This window comes from Pseudomonas sp. FW305-70 (assembly GCF_058783925.1).
Genome location: NZ_JBYSYZ010000004.1, coordinates 241,241 through 256,091, shown reverse-complemented (window position 1 = coordinate 256,091; position 14,851 = coordinate 241,241). Strand labels below are relative to the sequence as shown.

Here is a 14,851-nt window from a genome sequence, read left to right as displayed (position 1 = left end):
CCCCATGTGAGAGTAGGTCATCGTCAAGATTAAATTCCGAAACCCCAATTGCGAAAGCAGTTGGGGTTTTGTTTTTGGCGTAGAAAAAGCACGCTCAATCGAGCACAAATTGGCGCAGTTATTTTTGTCCCGGGACACTAGAATAGGTCCAACTTTTTTAGAGTCAGAGCGCTTATGCCGGATTCGGTTGACGCCAAAGAGCTGTCAGAATTACCACTTGAAAATCTGGTTGCCTGCCATGAGTGCGACTTGCTCATGCGTAAGCCAGAACTCGCCCATGGCGAAAAAGCCTTGTGCCCGCGCTGTGGCTACGAGCTTTATGCCAATCGGTACAACGTCGTACAGCGCAGTCTCGCCCTGGTCATAGCCGCCTTGTTGTTGTTTATTCCGGCGAACTTTTTACCCATCATGCAGCTCCATCTACTCGGGCAGTCTTCGCAAGACACTGTCTGGAGCGGCGTTGTCGCCCTTTTTGACACGGGCATGCAAAGCGTTTCAGTGATTGTATTCCTGTGCAGCATGGGGATCCCGCTGCTCAAGCTGCTGTGCCAATTGGCCGTATTGTTGAGTATCCGTTTTGATGTCGGGCGCAGCTACGGTTTGTTGCTCTATCGCATTTATCACCATATACGCGAATGGGGGATGCTCGAGGTTTACTTCATGGGCGTGCTGGTGGCGATCGTCAAACTGGCAGATATGGCAGCTATCACCGTAGGCCTCGGCCTGGCGTGCTTCATTGGTTTATTGCTGATTCAAGTCTGGCTGGAGGTCGTAATGTCGCCTCACCAGATCTGGCAAGCGTTATCAGGAGAGGATGCCCATGCGGGCGATTGATGCAGGCATTCTGATTTGCAAGGAATGTCATGAATTGAACAGGCAGGAAGCTGATACCGACGAGCAGGTCTGTACGCGCTGCGGTGCGTTGGTGCATGCCCGCAGCCCGAATAGCCTGGTGCGCACCTGGGCATTGCTGATTACCGCCGCCATTCTTTACATACCGGCCAATTTGTTGCCGATCATGACCGTGAACTCCCTGGGCAAAGGAGCGCCCAGCACGATCATGGCGGGTGTGATCGAGTTGGTGCACTACGGCATGTTCCCCATTGCGGCCGTGGTGTTTATCGCCAGTATCGTGGTGCCCACTTTCAAGCTGGTGGGCATTGCTCTGCTGCTGTTTTCCGTGCAGCGCCATCAGCCCCTTTCGGCTCGCCAGCGTATCTGGATGTACCGTTTCATTGAATTCATCGGCCGCTGGTCGATGCTCGATATCTTTGTGATTGCCATCCTCGTGGCGGTCGTGAATTTTGGGCGGCTTGCCAGTATCGAAGCCAATCTTGGCGCCATCGCTTTCGCCTCGGTGGTGATTCTGACGATGCTTGCCGCAGTAACCTTTGATCCCCGACTGATTTGGGATAACACGGAGTCGGACGACGACCATGACTGATTTGCCTGTAGCGAAAACCCGACCGGCTTCGAACTGGTCTGCCATTTGGGTGTTGCCCCTGATCGCCTTGATCATCGGCGGCTGGCTCGGCTGGCGTGCCTATAACGAGACCGGTATCGAGATTCAGGTACGCTTTGAAAGTGGCGAAGGCATTCAGGCCAACAAGACCGAAGTTGTCTATAAAGGCATGTCGGTCGGCAAGGTAAAAAGCCTCAAGCTCGATGACGAAGGCAGTTCCAAAGGCGTGATCGCCAGCATTGAAATGAACAAGGACGTGGAGCAATACCTGCGCACCAGCACGCGTTTCTGGCTGGTCAAGCCGAGCGTCACGTTGGCAGGGATTACCGGTCTTGAGACGCTGGTTTCGGGCAACTACGTTGCGATCAGTCCGGGCGAGGGTGAACCGGTTCGCAAGTTCAAGGCCCTGGCCCAGGAACCGCCGCTTTCCGATGCCCAGCCCGGTCTGCACCTGACCATCAAGGCTGACCGCCTGGGCTCGCTGAACCGTGGCAGTCCGGTGTTTTACAAACAGATCAAAGTGGGGCAGATCAAAAGCTATGTGTTGTCCGAGGACCAGAGCACCGTCGAGCTCAAGGTCTTCATCGAGCCGACTTACGCCAAACTGGTGCGCAAACACACACGTTTCTGGAATGCCAGCGGGGTCAGCATCGACGCCAATCTGTCGGGGGTGAAGATTCGCAGTGAATCCCTGGCCAGCATTGTCGCCGGTGGTATTGCGTTCGCTACACCCGAAAACCGTAAGGACAGCCCGCCTACCGACCCAAGTCTGCCGTTCAGACTCTATGAAGACTTCGATGCAGCGGCGGCCGCTATCCGGATCAAGGTCAAGCTCAGCGACTTCGAAGGCTTGCAGGCCGGTCGTACACCGGTGATGTACAAAGGCATTCAGGTCGGCAATCTCAAGGCGCTGAAGGTCGATCCCGACCTGTCCGGGGCCACCGCCGAGTTGACGATGGACCCGTTGGCCGAAGATTACCTGGTCGACGGCACGCAGTTCTGGGTGGTCAAACCGTCGATTTCTCTCGCCGGGATTACCGGTCTCGAGGCGCTGGTCAAAGGTAACTACATCGCTGTGCGTCCTGGCGACAAGGGTGCCGCGCCGCAACGCGAATTCGTCGCGCGGCCCAAGGCGCCACCCCTGGATCTGCGTGCGCCGGGCCTGCACCTGGTGTTGTTCACCGAAAACCTTGGCTCGCTGGAAGTCGGCAGTCCGGTTCTCTACAAGCAGGTCAAGGTAGGTTCGGTACAGAGCTATCAGTTCTCGCGCAAAAAAAAGCAATTGATCATCGGCGTGCATATCGAGAAGGAATACGAGGATCTGGTCAACGCCTCGACACGCTTCTGGAATGCCAGCGGTATCACGCTCTCGGGTGGCCTGACCGGTGGCATTCAAGTCAAGAGTGAATCGCTGCAAAGCCTGATGGCCGGCGGTATTGCGTTTGAAACCCCGGAAGCCAAGGCACCGCTACAAAAGCGCATTCCACGTTTCCGCTTGTTCGCCAGCCATGACGACGCCACGCAAAAGGGCGAGGTGATTACCATCAAGGTCGATCGCGCCGATGGATTGCGTACGGGCACGCCGATTCGCTTCAAGGGCCTGGATGTCGGCAAGATCGAGGACGTTGACCTGAGTGACGACCTGCAATCGGTACTGCTGACCGCACGGATTACCGAAGTGCCGGAGCGCATCGCCCGGGTCGGCAGTCAGTTCTGGGTGGTCAAGCCTGAACTGGGGCTGATCAAGACATCGAACCTTGAAACCCTGGTGACCGGGCAATACATCGAAGTGCTGCCAGCTGCCAAGAATCTGGGGCCGCAGAAAAGTTTCATGGCCCTGGCCAGCCCGCCTGAAGCTGTAAAACGTGAGGACGGTTTGAGTCTGGTGCTCAGCGCCGCTCGTCGCGGTTCGCTGAAGGCCGGTGTGCCGGTGACGTATCGCGAAATCACGGTGGGCAAGGTAACGGGTTATGAATTGGGGCAGACCGCCGATCGTGTCCTGATCCATATCCTGATCGAGCCGAAGTACGCGCCGCTGGTGCGTAGCGGCACACGGTTCTGGAACACCAGCGGTTTCGACTTCGATGTCGGACTGTTCAGAGGTGCAACGGTGCGCACTGAATCCCTGGAGACGATGATTCAGGGCGGTGTCGCCTTCGCCACGCCGGACGGCGAACGCATGGGCAGCCCGGCGCGACCGGAACAGACCTTCGCGTTGTTCGACAAGTTCGAAGAGGAATGGCTGACCTGGGCGCCGAAGATTTCGCTGGGTAAATAGTCTGAGGGTTATGTAGCGTCAGTGATGACGCTTTCGCGGGCAAGCCCGCTCCCACAGGGTTATCGGTTGGCCACAGACTCTGTGGGAGCGGGCTTGCCCGCGAAGAGGCCCTGAAGTTCACTGCAAAGCTAACTGACACACCTATGAAAAAGGCCGCGATCCATTGGACCGCGGCCTTTTTCATTGCCTTCGATTCAAGCCTCAGACCGCATCCAGCTCCGGTTCATCCGCTTGTTCGCTGACCGTCGCCTTCACCTGGTCGTGACGACGGATGTACTTCCAGTCCGCCTCGTCGATGTAGATGCCGGCCGGGCCGCTGCCGCCTTCCAGGTCGATGGCGACACTGGCGCAGACCTGCGGCTTCACGCTCGCCAGGATCGGCACGAAGCCCAGTTGCAAGCTGGTTTCCAGCAAGGCGGCCTGGTTCTTCTCATCGATGTCCGCGGCCTCATCGAGGTAGTACGGCAGGCGTACACGACCGGCCTGGTCACGGTCCATCAAGTGCAGCAACAAGTACATGTTGGTCAGCGCCTTGATGGTCATGGTGGTGCCGTTGGATGCGGCGCCGTCGATGTCGGTGTGGATCACCGGTTGGCCGTTGACCTTGGTGATCTCGAACGCCAGCTCGAACAAGTCCTTGAGGCCGAGCTGGTTGTGGTTCGCCGCCACCAGTCGCGCCAGGTATTCCTTGGCTTCTTCGTTCTTGTTGTCTTGCTCGGCACTTTGGCTGAGGTCGAAGACCGACAGGGTTTCGCCTTCCTCGTACTGACCGGCGCTGTGGATGATCTGGTCGATGTGCTTGAGCGCTTCCTTGTTTGGTGCGAGCACGATGCGGAAGCTTTGCAGGTTAGAGACCTGGCGTTTGTTGATTTCGCGGTTGAACAGCGCCAGTTGGTGTTCGAGGCTGTCATAGTCGCTGCGGATGTTGCGCAGGGTCCGGGCGATGTCCGTCACGGCGGCACGGCGAGCCTTGCCCAGGGTCAGGGCTTCGTCGGTGCGGTGTGCATAGGCGTTGATCAACAGTTGCAGGCGACGCTCCATATCGTCTTCGCTGTCGAACTTGGCCACGCCCTTGAGGCGCACCTGAGCGTACAGCGCCTCGATCTGGCCGTCGGCCCGCAGCAGGCCTTGCCAGCTGTCCTGATAGTCGTTGAGCAGCGGCAGCAGGTTGTCCATGGAGTCGTCGATCGGGTCCATGAACGGCGTGCCGAATGGCAGGTCCGCCGGCAGCAACTGACGGCGGCGCAGGGCGTCGTCGAGGGTGCGTTGCTTGGCTTCCATGTCGCCGATCTGCCGGCCGACCAGTTGCAGCTTGGCCGACAGCTGCTGGACGCGCTCGGTAAAGGCGTCGCTGGAACGTTTCAATTCGTCCTGTGCGGCTTCCATCTGAGCCATCTGTTCCAGCTTGTCGCCTTCTTCGGCGCTCAGGGTTTGCGCGCGACGGAAATCTTCCAGGGCTTTCTGCGCATCCAGCACTTGCTGGTACAGCACTTCGGTCTGGGTCTTGCTCGCGGCACGGTCGGCAGCCACGGCCTGCTGGGTTTTCAGTTGCTTGAGTTCTTTTTCCAGGCGCTCTTTCTGGTCGCGCAGGGCCGCACGGTCAGCCAGGGCCTGCAAGGCCGGTGGTTCGATGTGCGAGATGTCGATGGACAGGCCCGGCACTTCGAAGCGTTCGCCTTTGAAGCCGTCGAGGATCAGCTCCACGGATTTCACCCAGTCGCCGTTTTCGTCGAGGGTGATGCCATGTTCGCCCAGCGGCAGGCTGAACAGCGCGCTGTTGAACAGGCGCATCAGGCGCTCGACGTCCTGCTGCGAGAACTCTTCGCGCAGACGGGCGTAGCTGTTGTTGTCGGCGTGATCGAGCTGCTGCTTGACCGACTTCAGGCGTTTTTCCAGGTCGCGCAGGCGCTCGTCGAGGTCTTCGGCGCTGAACTGACGAGACTGCGCCAAGGCGCCGGCCAGTTCATCGTGGGCGTCCTTGGCGGCCAGCAGTTGCTGCTCCAGCACCTTGACGTCATCGACCAGGGCAAAGCGATGCTTGAGCACTGACAATTCGCCGAGCCAGCGCTGGATACCGGTGATTTCCCGTTCCAGGCGCATCAGCTCCTGAGTGCCACCGCGCTGATCGTTTTGCAGGGCGTCCTGTTCGTTGCGGTAGTGCTCGGCCTGAATGGTCAGCTCTTCCTTGCGCGCACTGGCGTAGTCCGACCAGGTGCCCAGCAATGAATCGAGCAGCGGCGAGATGCGGTGCAGTTTGCCGCGCAGAATGTCGCGTTGCTTCACGCCGTTGGCCAGCGCTTCGACCAACGGACCGGCGGCGACCAGCGAGTTGTAGTCCTGCTCCATGCGTCGTACATCGCGGAAGGCTTCTTCGCACGCGGCAATGTAATCGACGCTGCCGGATCGCAGGCTGTGTTCGAAGGCATCGAGGAACAGCTGCTTGAGTTTGGCCGCGGTGATTTCGCGCATGTGCAGCAGGTTGATGAACAGGGCGCGGAAGGTCTTCAGGCTCTGCTCACTGGTGGAGCGCAGCGGGATCAGCGTCAGGTCCAGCGGGATCGAGGTGTGGCCACCGACCAGCAAGCGGCGCAGTTCGTCCGGCTTGAGTTCGTAGGCTTTCAGGCCTTCGCGTTCAAGGTTGGTGAACAACTCTTTCTGACGCAGGCAGGTGTCGTTTTTCTGGTAGTGGGCCAGGTCCAGCTTGCCCGCGTAGGCAAAGAACTGGTGACCGAAACCACCACCGGGGCCGCGACCGACCACACCGATCACGTGCGGACCGTGGGGCAGGTTGACTTCGACCAGGATGTAACTGGTGTCCGAGGCGAAGTAGAAGCGCCGGGATTGTTCCAGGCTGTACTTGCCGAAGCTCATGTCCGACATGCGCGCCAGGATCGGGAACTGCAAGGCGTTGATCGAGGCGGATTTACCGAGGTTGTTCGCGCCGTACACCGACAGCGGCTCTTCCAGCGGGAACAGGCCGAGGCTGTAGCCGGCGGTGTTCAAAAGGGCAAAGCGGCGGATGCCGTAACGTTCCTTGCTCATGCGTCGAGCTCCTGTTCTTCGGCAATGGCCCGGGCCAGGGCGTCTTCTTCGCTTTCACTTTCGAATTCGCTCAAGTCGAGCGGGTCGTCGGTCTGCAGCAGTTTTTCGTCGCTGTCTTCGTCGATCAGCACCGGCACCGGTAACGGCAGGACGCTGTGCAGGCTGGCGGCCAGATCGCGGTCCTGCTGCACCGACAGGCACACATCGAGGAAACGGTGCATCGGTGGCAGAAAACGGTAGACGCCGTTTTCTTCACTGGCGAAACCGAGCTGGGTCATGCGGCGCATGATCTTTTCTTCCAGCTCGTCCTGGGTTTGCACTTCGGCCTGGATGAACAGGTCGCGGTACTTTTCCAGCAGCGACGGCAGTTCATCGCGGCCGAGGCTGCCACCGTCGAGCACGGAGATCGGGTCGCGGCCCTGGTCGGCCAGGTGCTCGACGAGGATGAAGGTGAACAGCGCCAGGCGCTGGGCGGTCTTGTTCACCGCCGCTGCCGCGAGGTCCGGCACGAAGTAGTAGAAGCCGCGGGTGTCGCAGACCAGTTCAAAACCCAGTGCCTTGAACAGCGTGCGGTATTGGTCCTGAAAGTTCGACAACTGTGCGTACAGCTCCGGATCGCGGCGGCTGACGTGGTAACCCTTGAACAGTTCGCGAAAGATCGGCGCCAGATGGGACAGTTCGGATAGATCAAGTTGCATAAGGAGTGCTCGCAGAATTCTCGGCGGCGTCATCGCTGACCGAGAGCAGGGCGAAGGAGCGCAGGCTGACCTGGTGCTCGTGAGTATGGTATTCGCGACGTTCCAGACGCTCGCGCTTGAAGCGTTTTTCCCGCGACAGGCGCGAGAACCAGTACAGCAATTCGTCGGTGGCGCCGTCCGGTTCCTGCTCCAGCAGCCAGGTCATCAGGTCCGGCATTGGCAGGGCGTCTTCGCAGCGTTCGAGCATTTCCCGAACCGTGCGAGGCGCGCGTGGTGCATCGCCGCCCTTGTGGGTCTTGTGCGCCTTGGGGAAACGCGCCGGTTTCGGTTCGAAACGCGCCAGCGCGTAGACGTAGGCTTCAACCTGACTGGCGCTGCCGAGGAAAGTGCTTTGCGGCCGTGTGAACAGCGGCATCGCCGCTTGTGGTACGGCGTCGATGCCCTTGCGCCGGATGGCGGCCAGGGCTAGCGCTGCGCCACGGGTCACGGCATTGTGCCGGCGGGCCTCTTCACGCAACGGCAAGAGCAGCTCGCGGGCATGACGCAGGGTCAGCTGGGCGCTGGTCTGCATTTCGAGGATGCGCGCGTGGGTGCGCAGCAGCATGTCGTCGTCGACCAGGTGGCCGAGGCGCTGCTGTTCGCTGAGCATCTTCAGCAGCACGGTTTCGACCTTGCGCACGCCTTGTTCGAAGGCACCGTCGGCGTTCACCAGATCAATCATCGGCTCGACGTATTCGTCCCAGGTCGCCAGTACTTCCGCGTAACGCTGGCGCAACGGAATCTGCCGGTCGCTGGTTTTCGCCCGTTCGGCGACGGCCACCAGTGCCTGTTCGTCGTTATCGAGTTTTTTCAGCACGTCACGCACGCGCATGTCGAGCAGGCGCAACTGGCGGGCCAGGTCATTACCGTCGCGGATGTCGAACGCGTCCTGGATGTAGCCGGCCAGACGCTCAAGGTGGCGCAGATAGGCTTCGATCTCCAGGCACAGGCCCAGGCGGTGTTCACGGCGCAGATAGGCGAGGAAGTCGTGAATCTGCGCATTGAGCTCGAAACGGTTCGGGCTTTTGGCCACGGGAACCAGGATGTCGAGGCGAATCCACACGTCGAGCAGACTGGTAATGTCCTGCGGCGTGCTGTCGAGTTGCTGGGCGGCCAGTTGCGTGCGCAGTTCGTTGAGGCTCAGTGTGCCTTGGTCGAAGTGCTCGCACAGTGGCTCCAGAAGTGCCCAGTGTTCAGCGAGGGCGCGCAAGACGCGCTTGGGTTCGATCATCGGAATGGCCGGCTGGTTGGCGATTAAAAGCAGCGATTGTACTGCATCGGCGGCAATGCGATTCACTCTCGGGACGGGCTGTTGTTTTTTCTGTCCGTGAAGTCTATCGATCAACAGCGCGCGATCTTGTGCGAACGGCGGTAGAATCAGCGCACTTTAGTTATCCACAAGTGGCCGACCTTTGCTTATCGAGTCCCGTCGTCGCGCTTATTTGAACGCCATGCAGGTGGTCAACTGGCTGCCGCGCACCGAATTGCCCTTTGCTGCGCCGTCGCGGCCCGAGCTGCTGGAGATACCCGAGCCGGCCGAGGCCGCGCCTGTCGTGCCGGCTGTCGTGGCTGAGACGCCCGTGGCGCCTGTGGTCAAACCGGCAGAGCGGGTGAAGATCGAGGTGCCGCGACCATCGCTGGCGAGCACCCGCACCGGTGCCAAACCGGTGGAAGAGGCCGAAGAGGCACCCGTCGTGGTCAAGGCGCCGGTCGTGCCGCCGCCGCGTTTCGCCCTGCAGTTGCTGCGGGCCGGGCGTTGCCTGCTGCTGGTGGAGTTACCCACAGGCGAATCCTTCCAGACCCGCGACCCTGCTTACCTGCTGCTCAAGGACATGCTGCGCGCCGCCGGTCTGCCGGACAGCCCGCAGATCGTTGGCGAGCCGGTGCGCTGGCCGCTGCTGGTGCGTGGCACGATGGATCAGGGCCCCGAAGCGGCCCGCGACTTCGTACAGGGTTTTCTCTCGGTGCGCATGGAAGAAACGCCATGCGCCTGCCTGTGGCTGATCGGCCTGCCCGCCGTGCGTTTTGCCGGCGAGGCGGATGCCGAAGCGTTCAATCGCGAGTTGCAGATCGAAGGCCTGGGCTCGGCCTGGGCGGTACCGGGCCTGGAATTATTAATGGAAGAGCCACAGCGTAAGGCTGATGTCTGGCAAGCCATGCGTCGGCTGATGGCGCGTTGGAAAGAATCGAATGAGTGACGCTGTATCGTTTCGCCCGATGACCGAGGCGGATCTGGAAACCGTGCTGAAAATCGAGTACGCGGCCTATAGCCATCCCTGGACCCGCGGGATTTTCCTCGACGGCCTGGGCAAGTACCAGATCTGGCTGATGTTCGAAGGTCAGCAACAGGTGGGCCACGGTGTGGTGCAGATCATCCTCGACGAGGCGCACCTGCTTAACATTACGGTCAAGCCGGAAAACCAGGGCCGCGGCCTGGGGCTGACATTGCTGGAGCATTTGATGTCGATTGCCTACAAGGCCGACGCCCGGGAGTGTTTCCTGGAAGTGCGCGACAGCAATACTGCGGCGTTCAAACTGTACGAACGTTATGGTTTCAACGAAATCGGCCGACGCCGGGATTACTACCCGGCGGTGGGCGGTCGCGAAGATGCGGTGGTCATGGCCTGCACATTGGTCGATTGAGCTCAAAAGCTTCGCGAGCAAGCCCGCTCCCACATTTGGAATGCATTCCCCCCGTGGGAGCGGGCTTGCTCGCGAAGGCGGCTGAACAGGCACTAAAAAACTATCGCTTGCCGTCCATCGGATCGCGCTGCGCCAGTTCCGCCTCGTCCAGGCCATTGCCACCGCCAATATCCTCCTCATCGACGATGCTCAGGTCCCAATCCGCGCGTTTATCATTGCCCGCCTCATGAGCATCCCGGGCGCCGTCTTCACGGATCAGGGTTTCCGGGCTCATGTCGTCGTCGGTAGGTTGATGGTCGCCGGTCGAGGCACCCGTCAGGCCTGCTTCACGTCCGCGGCGGCGTGGCATCAGTTGTTCGCGCTCGTTTTCCGGCAGTTCGTCACCGATCCTGGCGCTGGGTTCTTCGGCGTCGAAATCCAGCTCACGCACCGAGCCCATGCGGTCTTCGTTGTCGTCGACGGGTTCCGGTTGCACCGCATCGTATGGACGTCGTGAATCATTCATGGCAATTCCTCATACTGTAGGCCTTACTACGGTTGACCCACGTGGCTACCGAGAATTCCACCGGCATGGAGCCCCGTGTACCGGATCAGGAGAGCATCCGCATTTAGCGCGTGACCTCGACGGACGGTTGTCAGTCAAAGCTGCGCATCATTCTTGAGGCTTCAGAGCATGAACGAATTACAAGATCTGATTGATAACAACGAGCGTTGGGCCGCTGCGATCAAGGAGGAGGATCCTGACTTCTTCGCCAAGCTGGCCCGCCAACAGACCCCTGAGTTCCTGTGGATCGGTTGTTCCGATGCCCGGGTGCCGGCCAACGAGATCGTCGGCATGCTGCCGGGCGATCTGTTCGTACACCGTAATGTGGCCAACGTCGTGCTGCACACCGACCTCAACTGCCTGTCGGTGATTCAGTACGCGGTCGACGTACTCAAGGTCAAGCACATCCTCGTCACCGGCCACTATGGCTGCGGCGGCGTGCGCGCCTCGATGCAGGATCGCCAGTTCGGCCTGATCGACGGCTGGCTGCGCTCGATTCGCGACCTGTATTACGAAAAGCGCGAAGAACTCGCCAAACTGGCCACCGAAGAAGAGCGGGTCGACCGTCTCTGCGAACTCAACGTGATCCAGCAAGTGGCCAACGTCGGGCACACCAGCATTGTGCAAAACGCCTGGCACCGTGGGCAGAGCCTGTCGATCCATGGCTGCATCTACGGTATCAAGGACGGTCGCTGGAAGAGCCTGAACGCTACCATCAGCGGCTTCGAGCAGTTGCCGCCGCAGTACCGCCTGCGTCCGTTCGAACCCCTGTAAAGCCCTTCAGCGCGGACTTTGCCGACGCCACTGTTGCAAAAACAGCTGGCCGTCGGCGTTCGGCGCTTCATCGAAGCCGGTGATCCAGCCCCGGCAGTTGTACGAACCGCAGCGGCAGGCGAACTGGCGCAGCAGTTGGTCTTCCGTGGCGGCGTAATCCATCGACAGCCAGTCACCTTTCTGAATGTCTTTGAGCGCCCATAACCACAGCTCACTCATGTCGAGAAATACGTTCGGGTCGCAAGAGTGGCGCAGCAGCCCACAGAAATGCGGGTCATGGACATGAATATCCCGGGCCAGTTGTCGGGTATGCCGGCCACGACAGGGCAGCAAATGCCCCGATACCCGGCAGATCCGGCTTATGCGGGGAAACTCGCGCAACGCTACCGCGGCCATGGGCGCGCCCTGATCGTTCGAGAGAATCTCGAAATCGGCCAGGGATGGATATCCGAGGTGCGGGGGTAACTCCACAAAAGGGTAAATACCCTGCGGCGGTGGTGCGAGAGACTTGCGCAGTGCATCGGCTTTCATAACGATCCCTGTCGGCTGGGTGCTGCGACTTCCATTGGCTGACGATCCAGTCAGCGCTGCAGCACATGGGGTACGGCCCAAGCCTCTCGCAGATATCGCGGGCGGTCTACTGTCAAAACTGACAGATTGACTGCCGATAGTCGGTTTACAGCGGTGGCGCGGGCTGGGCGGTGGCCGGTGCGGGTGCCTTGAGCTGTTTGAGTTGCAACTGGATCGCTGCTGTCGAGCATTTGGCCGCCGCTTGTCCCGGCGTCAGGTTGCGAATCGAGGTGTAGAACAGCGCACAGGTTTTTTCCTTCTCGGCCACTTGCCAGGTTTGTGTGCAGGTTTTCAGCTCGATATCGGCATTGCTGTCCGGTTGGCGGCCCATGACGGCCTGCCAGCAGGCGGCACTCAAATCCTGGCCCATGACTTTCAGCCCCGCCGCATCGGCCTTGGCCTTGGCATCGTTGCCGGAATAGCTTGCTGGATCGGCCGCATACCAGATGTAGCTGGGGTGGTTGGAGCCCAGCACCCGCACCTTCACCCCGTCACTCGGGCTGATCGTCGCCAGCCCCAGCACATTCACGGTCGCCCCGTATTGTTGCTTGATCCAGTTACGCACCGGTGAGCCGAAGGCGACCATTGGCAATGTTTCACCGCTGGCGTGCAGGCTGACGTTCCTGACCATGGTGGTCTGGTAGTCGTTGAAGTAGCTGTAGACGCCCTCCAGGTCCTTGCCGGCGTTGGAGGGGGCGGCAATAGGGGCGATGTCGATGATGGTCTGAAAGGCCGGCGTCTGCTCGGCCGGGATGCCATTGATGGTGAGCAGCGAGGCCCAGCGATCCGTGGTGGCGGACTTCAGGTAATCCTGAGCCTGGGTCAACGAATAGTCGGGCGGGAAGTGCAGCAACTCGACACTTCTGCGGTTCTCCAGGGCCATGCCCAGCGGCAGGAACAGGTACCAGCTATACGCCCACTTGCCGTCGGCATTCAGCTTGCTGGCGCCGTTATAGGCCAGGTCACCGGCATCGAGCAGCGCTGCCAAAGGTTTTTCATAGCTATTGGGCACGCCGATGATTTGCGCGTAGAGCTGACCATTGTCGTTTTTGACCAGAACCTTCGCGTCGCCATAGCCATCGCGCTGCACGCTTTGGGTCAGGTAATGCTCGACGGTTTGCTCGAGCGTCCAGTTGCGAAAGCAGATCACGTTGCAATTGTTGGGGTAGGCGAAGAGGCGGGTAACGCGTTCGGTAGTGCCCAGCTTCAAATTGACATCGGCATGGGCGGTGGTGCTCAGGGTGAGGGCTGCGAGGGTGAGTGCCGCAAGTTTGAACATGCTCAGATCCTTTTCAGCGTATTAGACCAGCAGATACAGAAACCGACGGGCGGAACAACAAGGGGCCGATCAATACCGGCCCCTTTCCTTTAGGTTACGGCATGACTGGCGGCAAATACGCCAGCGTCGTCCCCAGTGCCCATAACAACACTAGCACCAGTGGCGTGTGTACCAGTAACTGCACGAACGAGAAACCGATCAGGTCCCGCGCCTTTAGCCCCAGCACGCCCAGCAATGGCAGCATGTAGAAGGGGTTGATCAGGTTCGGCAAGGCTTCGGCGGCGTTGTAGATCTGTACCGCCCAACCCAGGTGATAGTTCAGGTCATTGGCCACCTGCATCACGTACGGCGCTTCGATGATCCACTTGCCGCCACCGGACGGAATGAAGAAGCCGAGGATCGCCGAATACACGCCCATCAGCACGGCATAGGTGTCGTGGGAGGCAATGCTGACGAAGAAGGTCGAGATGTGATGCGCCAGGGTCTGCGCATCGGCGCCCTTGACCGTGGTCATCAGTGCAGCGATCGAGCCATACAGCGGGAACTGGATCAACACCCCGGTGGTGGTCGGCACCGCACGGGACACGGCATCCAGAAAGCTGCGAGGGCGCCAGTGCAGCAGGGCACCGAGCATGATGAACAGGAAGTTGTAGGTGTTCAGCCCGGAAATCGCACTGATGGCCGGTTTGGTCGAAAACTCATGGAACAACCATCCGGCAGCCAGCAGCACCAGCAGAATCGTCAGCAGCGGGCTGTGCTCCAGCCATTCGCCGGGGCGGGTGCGTGGTTGCAGCGGCGGCAGGTTGAAACTCGGGTCGACGCCACAGGCCTTGGCGTCACGCGCCGAATTCGGGCCGGGGGCGGTGGCGTAGGCGATGATCAGCGAAATCACGATCAGGGCCAGCAACATCACGCCGGACTGCCAGAGAAAGATCGTCTGGGTGAATGGAATCACCCCGGTGATCGACAGAATCGAGGGCGGCAGGCTACCCGGGTTGGCCTGCAATTGAGCGGCCGATGACGACAGGCCCAGGGCCCACACGGCACCGAGCCCCAGGTAGGCGGCGGCACCGGCGGCACGGTAATCCATTTTCAGATCGGTACGGCGGGCGAGGGCGCGCACCAGCAATCCGCCGAACACCAGGGACAAGCCCCAGTTCAGCAACGAGGCGACCATCGAGATCAGCGCGACCCAGGCCACGGCAGAGCGGCCGTTTTTCGGGATTTTCGCCAGGCGGTCAATCAGTTTCACCGCCGGTGGTGAACTGGCGACCACATAACCGCCGATCACCACGAAGGCCATCTGCATGGTGAAGGGGATCAGGCTCCAGAAGCCATCACCGAAGGCCATGGCGGCGTCGGTGGGCTTGGCGCCCATGGCCATGGTGGCCACCGCCACGATAATCACCGCCAGGGCAGCAAACACCCAGGAGTCGGGGAACCAGCGTTCGGCAAAACTTGAGCAGCGCAGGGCAAAGCGGGCGGAGCGGCTATCTTCGATATCAGCGGCCACGGGGGTACC

General features: G+C 60.3%; 13 protein-coding genes. 6 read left to right on the top strand and 7 right to left on the bottom strand.

The window, feature by feature from the left end; genetic code table 11:
- Window positions 1–174 precede the first annotated feature (174 nt).
- Genes AC3WN7_RS05355 through AC3WN7_RS05345 form a run of 3 tightly spaced genes read left to right on the top strand, consistent with a single transcriptional unit; the run spans window position 175 to window position 3,740 of the window.
- Entirely contained in the window at window positions 175–834 is a 660-nt protein-coding gene (locus AC3WN7_RS05355) for a paraquat-inducible protein A (RefSeq protein ID WP_015096843.1), read from the top strand.
- Window positions 821–1,444: a paraquat-inducible protein A gene (locus AC3WN7_RS05350; RefSeq protein WP_015096842.1), complete on the top strand. Its 624-nt coding sequence runs from the start codon at window positions 821–823 to the stop codon at window positions 1,442–1,444. The genes AC3WN7_RS05355 and AC3WN7_RS05350 overlap by 14 nt, the downstream gene beginning before the upstream one ends.
- Entirely contained in the window at window positions 1,437–3,740 is a 2,304-nt protein-coding gene (locus AC3WN7_RS05345; protein WP_102673430.1) for a PqiB family protein, read from the top strand. Before AC3WN7_RS05350 ends, AC3WN7_RS05345 begins: the two co-directional genes overlap by 8 nt.
- Before the next feature lie 201 nt (window positions 3,741–3,941).
- Here AC3WN7_RS05345 and mksF read toward each other — a convergent pair whose 3' ends face one another.
- Genes mksF through mksB form a run of 3 tightly spaced genes read right to left on the bottom strand, consistent with a single transcriptional unit; the run spans window position 3,942 to window position 8,750 of the window.
- Complete coding sequence (mksF, locus tag AC3WN7_RS05340; protein ID WP_095965599.1) at window positions 3,942–6,782, bottom strand: Mks condensin complex protein MksF; 2,841 nt, start codon at window positions 6,780–6,782, stop codon at window positions 3,942–3,944.
- Window positions 6,779–7,480 carry an Mks condensin complex protein MksE gene (mksE, locus tag AC3WN7_RS05335; protein WP_095965598.1) on the bottom strand — a complete coding sequence of 234 codons (702 nt, stop codon included), beginning with the start codon at window positions 7,478–7,480 and terminating at the stop codon, window positions 6,779–6,781. The genes mksF and mksE overlap by 4 nt, the downstream gene beginning before the upstream one ends.
- Window positions 7,470–8,750, bottom strand: coding sequence for an Mks condensin complex protein MksB (gene mksB, locus AC3WN7_RS05330; RefSeq protein ID WP_173862049.1), 1,281 nt, complete (start codon window positions 8,748–8,750; stop codon window positions 7,470–7,472). The genes mksE and mksB overlap by 11 nt, the downstream gene beginning before the upstream one ends.
- 220 nt (window positions 8,751–8,970) lie before the next feature.
- On the opposite strand from mksB, the gene AC3WN7_RS05325 reads away from it, so the two are divergent.
- A complete protein-coding gene (locus tag AC3WN7_RS05325) occupies window positions 8,971–9,717 on the top strand; it encodes an energy transducer TonB (protein WP_095965596.1) in 747 nt (248 codons plus the stop codon).
- The gene (rimI, locus tag AC3WN7_RS05320) at window positions 9,710–10,162 is read left to right on the top strand and encodes a ribosomal protein S18-alanine N-acetyltransferase (protein ID WP_007978046.1); all 453 of its coding nucleotides are present in this window, start codon (window positions 9,710–9,712) and stop codon (window positions 10,160–10,162) included. Before AC3WN7_RS05325 ends, rimI begins: the two co-directional genes overlap by 8 nt.
- Window positions 10,163–10,262: 100 nt before the next feature.
- On the opposite strand, the gene AC3WN7_RS05315 is transcribed toward rimI, so the two are convergent.
- Complete coding sequence (locus AC3WN7_RS05315; protein ID WP_095965595.1) at window positions 10,263–10,667, bottom strand: serine kinase/phosphatase; 405 nt, start codon at window positions 10,665–10,667, stop codon at window positions 10,263–10,265.
- A 168-nt stretch (window positions 10,668–10,835) separates the two neighbouring features.
- On the opposite strand from AC3WN7_RS05315, the gene can reads away from it, so the two are divergent.
- A complete protein-coding gene (gene can, locus AC3WN7_RS05310) occupies window positions 10,836–11,480 on the top strand; it encodes a carbonate dehydratase (protein ID WP_007978048.1) in 645 nt (214 codons plus the stop codon).
- Window positions 11,481–11,486: 6 nt separating this feature from the next.
- On the opposite strand, the gene AC3WN7_RS05305 is transcribed toward can, so the two are convergent.
- The 3 genes from AC3WN7_RS05305 to AC3WN7_RS05295 form a co-directional block, all read right to left on the bottom strand.
- The gene (locus AC3WN7_RS05305; protein ID WP_095965594.1) at window positions 11,487–12,011 is read right to left on the bottom strand and encodes an SET domain-containing protein-lysine N-methyltransferase; all 525 of its coding nucleotides are present in this window, start codon (window positions 12,009–12,011) and stop codon (window positions 11,487–11,489) included.
- 145 nt (window positions 12,012–12,156) lie between these two features.
- A complete protein-coding gene (locus AC3WN7_RS05300; RefSeq protein WP_102673428.1) occupies window positions 12,157–13,329 on the bottom strand; it encodes a hypothetical protein in 1,173 nt (390 codons plus the stop codon).
- 94 nt (window positions 13,330–13,423) lie between these two features.
- Window positions 13,424–14,842, bottom strand: coding sequence for a short-chain fatty acid transporter (locus tag AC3WN7_RS05295; RefSeq protein ID WP_095965592.1), 1,419 nt, complete (start codon window positions 14,840–14,842; stop codon window positions 13,424–13,426).
- Between the last annotated feature and the right edge of the window lie 9 nt (window positions 14,843–14,851).